Origin of the sequence: Desulfonatronum thiodismutans (assembly GCF_000717475.1) — a bacterium.
GTDB classification, from domain to species: domain Bacteria; phylum Desulfobacterota; class Desulfovibrionia; order Desulfovibrionales; family Desulfonatronaceae; genus Desulfonatronum; species Desulfonatronum thiodismutans.
The window spans coordinates 1-5,817 of the sequence record NZ_JPIK01000033.1 but is presented as its reverse complement, the minus strand read 5'-3'; the positions used below and the strand labels follow the sequence as shown (position 1 = coordinate 5,817).

Below are 5,817 nucleotides of genomic sequence, written 5' to 3'. Positions count from 1 at the left end.
CTCAAATTTTGCCTTGGCCATACGATCCCCCTAACGTGAATTTTGAGTGAAAATGTTGCCGAAGAACAACGACGGCGCAAAAATAAAACAAAAAGCGCTCCCGACCGAGTCGTCCATAGAGATGGAGCCCACAACCGGATTTGAACCGGTGACCTCTTCCTTACCAAGGAAGTGCTCTACCGACTGAGCTATGTGGGCTCGGTATGCTGCGTGGAGCAAATAGGGAGGCCGATGTGGAGCGGGAAACGGGACTTGAACCCGCAACCCTCAGCTTGGAAGGCTGATGCTCTAGCCAATTGAGCTATTCCCGCACAGGCGCTGACACATTTATGTTCGTGTAGTCCAGCAACAGGCCCTTGAAACGTCCTGTCTCCTACAGCAATTTCAAAAAATATGGTGGAGGGGGGAGGATTTGAACCTCCGAAAGCTTACGCTGACAGATTTACAGTCTGTTCCCTTTGGCCACTCGGGAACCCCTCCGATCAACCATCTGGTCGACTTCATGGAGCTGGCGATGGGATTTGAACCCGCAACCTGCTGATTACAAGTCAGCTGCTCTACCGTTGAGCTACGCCAGCCACAAAGAGAGAGGCATTTACATGGGGCTTGAAAAAAATGCAAGCTCTCCAGGCCTTTTTTTTTCAGAATGACGCGGTAGACATTGTCGATACCCTCGGAGCAACTTGAATTCCTTACCCGAATCGGCCCGAAATCCCGGAAGAAGAATCTCGCGATGGTGCAGACTGATCCACCCCACGTTGGGCCCCGAGCCATATAGCGGATCGAACAGCACAGCATGGCCGATGGAAGCCAAATGCGCCCGAATCTGGTGGCGACGGCCCTTGTAAATTTCCACCCGAACCAGAGTAACCTCTCCGGCACGTTCCCACACAGCATCCCAAGGGACTTTTGGGACGACTCCCCCTCCCAAGCACGCCGCAGCCCCCAAAACGTCCGCTACCTCCAGACACTCCGCCTTGGGTGCGACCAGAGGCGTCACCCGAGTCCAGCGTAACGCATCCGGCTCTTCCTCGCTCAAAGCCCGCACCTTGCGCCGCTTGGCCGTGTCCAATGCCGACCGGATCACCACGGAGGACGTCAGTCGGCCGCAAACCAGGGCCCAATACGTTTTGCGCACCCGTCCCTGATCCTGCCACGTGGCATAGTCCCTGGCCGCCCGTTCATGCAGGGCCGCCAGGACCAGACCGGAAACCGAATGGTCCAGACGGTTCAGGAAGGTCGCTGAAGCTCCGGGGAACAGATCAGGCAAGGCCTCCTCCAGAGTCAGCCTTGCTCTGCCCACTCCCTGGTTCCGCGGCTTGCCCGACAAACTTTGGCAAAACTCCTCGAAAAGTCTCTCGGGAAGCCGCTCGCAGTGTACCCCGGCAGGCTTGACCAGAGCCGCGAAATCAGCGTTTCGAACCGCAACCTGAATTGTCGGGGGCTCGGCCTCCAGATGCGTCCAAACGTCTCCTTGTCGCGCCGAGTCGCACTTTTGAACGTTTACGTGGCCCCCTATCCGAACCCGCTGCCCCCTGGACACCCGAAACCCGGCCACCCGAACCCGCCCATCCACATCAACCGGACATTCCTCAAAAATCCGCCTCGCCCCCCGCCTTCCCAATCCCGGTACCAGTCGTGCCAGGGCTTGATCCAGACGCAAACCATGGCAGTCGTCCGGAATCGCATACTCCGATGAGAAGGGCTCGAAACCCGGCATATCAAGGCTGATTTCAGTCATTGGTTCTCAATGTATCCCCCTGCTCTTTTGCCCTCACCTCCCATCAAGCCAGGAGGTAAAAGCCGAGATCCTTTGCATACGGTGGTGGGTTGTAAAATTCCGCGTCTACCTGCTCACCCTGGACGCTTCTGACGATGACACGTCGTTCGATCAATGAGTGCAATGTATCGTCCAGGCGAAAGGAGACTTCGAGAAAGTCACCGGGTTTGACATTGAGCGGCCCTGTTGTCACCCTAAAGCCGATTTCGGTCAGGGCGATCTCTTCGACCAGGATGTTTCCGTAGCTCTTGGCCGAAGGGTGTTCGAGCACTCCGTCCAGGCGGACTTTTTTCCGGTAGATTTTTCTCTTTTCCGGCCGTTGCTCTGTTTCCTGTTCAAGCACGGGCTGGAGTTCCACGGCCACGGATGCATCGGGCGCGCATTCCAGCACCGCCTTGTCCTGAACAAGACGCTCCTCAAGAAAGGTGATCAGCCCCTTGGCATGGCTAGGCTTCACGGTATGGACAAAAATGCTCAGGGTGACGCCCATTTCTCTCTTGAGAGCATCATAGGACGTGAGCATCCGCGATCTGGCTTGATCCGCGGCCTGACTGTCGGTTCCGGGCAGCAGGGCGATGAACTTGTCGCCCTCGTAGCGGAAGACATTATCTGATTTTCTGAAGGTTGAGCGGAGAATGCCGGCCACCTTTTTCAGCAGCTCATCAGCAGCCTTGCGTCCCTTCTCCTCGTTGATCCGCTTGAACTTGTCGATGTCAATGATCATGATGGAAAGATCATGGCCATACTGGCGCAGCATCAGCTCCCTGTTGCTCAGCATCCGCTCCAGGGAACACCTGTTTTTCAACCCGGTCAAGGAGTCCGTCGTGGCCATTTTCCGCAGCGACTGCTGGTAGGAGAGTCGTTCGATGGCCATGGATGCCTGCTCCGTAATGGATTCCAGTATTTTTAATTCTTCCGGGGTATACGGCAATCCGCTCATTTTATTGACAAGCTCGACGACACCAAAAAACTGTTGATTGATTTTGAGCAATGTCCCCATGCAGGACAGCGGTTCAAAATCAACATACAGTCCCATGCGCCCGGCCAGGTGGGTATCATGGAATATATCTAAAGAAATCAGTGGCATATCCCGTTCCGCGAGATATCCGGACAGCCCTTTGCCACGGGGTACTCTGAGCCCCTGGAGTCGTTCCTTGTTCAGCCCCTCCACGGCGCTGAAGATCACGTCCTCGCCCTTCGGGTCCTTGAGCAGTATGGCCCAGTGCATTGGTTCAAAAATGGACCCGATATGGAACATGACGATATCCATCACCTCCCTGGCGGTTCCGGCCTGTGACAGGGACTTGCCGAAAGCAAACCCCACATCGTGGAGGGAGGCGTTCTCGCTGGCCTGGCGATGGTCGTGCGCACCGTGCGTGACGTCTCGATGCGCAAGCCTGGTATTCACCCTGGAGAGATTAAAGCTCATCCAGAGCATGCTCTCCTGGATCTCACCGGGGGTTGGAAACACGAACCGGTAGAACTCGGAAATCCGTTCCATTTCCCTGTTCATGGCCTTGATCCTGGCGATGACGTCGATCTTGTCCAGGTCGACAAGCCGCTCGATTTCAGGGGCCAGCACCGGGGGGCAGACCGTCTCGTTCTCAAAGGACCCAACACCCTGGGTCCAGCAGATGAAGTTCGAGAGAGCCACGATGGAGATGAGCAGCGCCTGATCAGTGGGCAGGCTCTCGGCTGGGAAACTCCGGTGATGGTACTTCACCGGCAGAATGATGCTGTCGGGCAAGCCCCAGAGGGAGCAGAAGTAAGCTCCCACGTCGTCATGACCAAGGCCGAGGGTTTCCCGTTCCAGATCGACGATCGTCTTCTGGAACGAGCCGATATCGTGAAGAAATTCACCGTAGTCCTTGTGACCTTGAAGATCGAGAAAGATTTTCCCCACGTCGTGCAGGAGACCGGCGACATATGCTTCTTCAGGGTTTGGAAGCTCAAGTTTCTTTGCGAGCTCCATGGCAAGTACGGCCACGGACAGGGAATGCCGCCAAAAATGGATCCGATCGAACGTTCTTGAGTTGGATGTCGCGAACAGCCCCTGGAATACGGTCATCCCGATGCACAGCTTCCTGATTGGGTCAATCCCAAGAAAAACAACGGCTTCCGTCAGCGTGGAGATCTTCCGCGAAAGACCAAACCCCGCGGCATTCACCATCTCCAGCACCTTGGCCGCAATCCCGGGATCAGATTCGATCACCCGGGCCACATCCTTCACGGAAACATCCTCGTCCCCGACCATTTCCAGAAGCTTCAAGGCTGCCTGAGGAAAGCTGGGCAGCCTGCGCCCTTCGAGAGTGATGACTTTTTTCAATTCATCTGAGGAGGGCAGTTCTATGACGTGTTTCATTGATCACCTGAATCATTTCGTGTTCCGCGAAAAAATGGAAAAAACCGAAAATCGGAACCCATGGTGGAGCGTGCATTCATGGCTTTCTTGGACATAAGCCACATGAATGGTCAAAGCAACACCCCACGGACATCATCCCCAGACCCCCGACAAGCTCATCCCAAGGCTTAATTTTGATCTGTCGAATGGCCTTTGAGAGCAAGAGTTTTGTCGATAGGCTTCACCAGAAGACGGAGGCTACGCCAAGGAGAGAGCCGACCGCAAGTGCCCAACGCATACTTCGACCATTTTGCAACATATTGCGGCCCAGCCTTGACTTTTCCGCAAAGCTATGCAGAAAAGTCGGAAAAAAGGATGTGCATGGTCATGGATCGTTTGTATGAAAAGCATATTGTCGGCGACCTGAAGAAAAAGATGGTCTTTTTGACCGGTCCGCGGCAAGTGGGCAAGACATGGTTGGCAAAGCGCATTGCCGGTGCTGTCCCGGATAGCGTGTACCTGAACTACGACAGCGCTGGAGACAGGGAAATAATCAGGAACGAAGCCTGGCTCGGCAAGACCAGGCTGTTGGTCCTGGATGAACTGCACAAGATGAAGGGCTGGAAAAATTATCTCAAAGGCGTCTATGACACAAAACCCGAGCAGATGATGATCCTGGTGACCGGCAGCGCCAGGCTCGAAGCCCTGCGTCAGGCCGGTGACTCCCTGGCCGGAAGATTTTTCAGGCATCGAATGATGCCCTTTAGCCCGGCGGAACTGACCAGGGTCAAGGCCTCATTGGATTTTCCGAAACTGCTCGAACAGGGAGGCTTTCCCGAACCCTACCTGGCCTCGGACGAGGCCGATGCCAACAGGTGGCGGATGCAATATGTTGATGGCCTGATCCGGACCGATATTCTTGATTTTGAAAAAATCCAGGACTTCAAAGCCATTCAACTCGTCCTCGACCTCTTGCGCTCCAGGACTGGTTCGCCCATTTCCTACTCTTCCATAGCTGAGGACGTCCAAATTGCGCCGAACACCGTCAAAAAATACATCCATATCCTGGAATCCCTGTACATTGTCTTTCGCGTAACGCCGTTTTCCAAAAACATTGCCCGGTCCATTCTCAAGGAGCCCAAAATCTATTTCTACGACACTGGACTCGTCCAAGGTGATGAAGGAGCCCGTTTTGAAAACATGACGGCAGTTTGCCTCTTGAAGCATGTTCATGGGCTGACTGACATTCTTGGTCAGCCCTGGGCGTTGCATTACCTCCGCACCAAGGATGGCGCGGAGGTGGACTTTTGTCTTATCAGGGACAAGACGCCGGAATTGATGATCGAAGTGAAGCGCTCTGACGCGAAACCAGCGCGCAATCTCGTCAATTTTCACAAAAAATACGCCATTCCCGGGATACAACTCGTACTGCACCTGAAACGGGAAAAACAGGCGCAAGGCATCGATATCCGCGCGGCTCAGGAGTATCTCTGCTCCTTGTTCATCTAGTTTTCATCCAGAAACGGCCCTTTTTCCTTTTGACTGCGTCAGTCTTCACAATTATTTCGTCAACGCATTGATATACGCCTCCTCATAATTGATTGACTTCCTTACCAAAAGGAAAAACTGCTCGTTTCCGAATTGAAAACCGGCAGTTGAAACATCCGGAAACTCACCTAACTCAACTTTCGGGGTT

General features: G+C 54.3%; 3 protein-coding genes and 4 tRNA genes. 1 reads left to right on the top strand and 6 read right to left on the bottom strand.

Translation table 11 applies throughout. The features are described from left to right. Positions 1 to 122: 122 nt before the first annotated feature. The 6 genes from GY33_RS0118805 to GY33_RS0118780 form a co-directional block, all read right to left on the bottom strand. Positions 123 to 198 (bottom strand) — tRNA-Thr (locus GY33_RS0118805). A 36-nt stretch (positions 199 to 234) separates the two neighbouring features. Next, a tRNA-Gly gene (locus GY33_RS0118800) sits at positions 235 to 311 on the bottom strand. Between the two features lie 83 nt (positions 312 to 394). Then, positions 395 to 480, bottom strand: a tRNA-Tyr gene (locus tag GY33_RS0118795). Positions 481 to 503: 23 nt separating this feature from the next. Continuing rightward, positions 504 to 578: transfer RNA gene (locus GY33_RS0118790), tRNA-Thr, on the bottom strand. Positions 579 to 595: 17 nt separating this feature from the next. Then, positions 596 to 1,741 carry a pseudouridine synthase gene (locus tag GY33_RS0118785; protein WP_031388796.1) on the bottom strand — a complete coding sequence of 382 codons (1,146 nt, stop codon included), beginning with the start codon at positions 1,739 to 1,741 and terminating at the stop codon, positions 596 to 598. Positions 1,742 to 1,784: 43 nt separating this feature from the next. Further along, positions 1,785 to 4,142: an HDOD domain-containing protein gene (locus GY33_RS0118780; protein ID WP_031388795.1), complete on the bottom strand. Its 2,358-nt coding sequence runs from the start codon at positions 4,140 to 4,142 to the stop codon at positions 1,785 to 1,787. Positions 4,143 to 4,508: 366 nt separating this feature from the next. Between GY33_RS0118780 and GY33_RS0118775 the strand changes: the two genes are divergently transcribed. Next, complete coding sequence (locus GY33_RS0118775; RefSeq protein WP_031388794.1) at positions 4,509 to 5,630, top strand: ATP-binding protein; 1,122 nt, start codon at positions 4,509 to 4,511, stop codon at positions 5,628 to 5,630. Positions 5,631 to 5,817 lie beyond the last annotated feature (187 nt).

What these genes read in the sequence shown, in the direction of transcription:
- GY33_RS0118780 (WP_031388795.1), bottom strand. Translation starts at nt 4,142, where the DNA reads ATGAAACACGTCATAGAACTGCCCTCCTCAGATGAATTGAAAAAAGTC.
- GY33_RS0118785 (WP_031388796.1), bottom strand. Translation starts at nt 1,741, where the DNA reads ATGACTGAAATCAGCCTTGATATGCCGGGTTTCGAGCCCTTCTCATCG.
- GY33_RS0118775 (WP_031388794.1), top strand. Translation starts at nt 4,509, where the DNA reads ATGGATCGTTTGTATGAAAAGCATATTGTCGGCGACCTGAAGAAAAAG.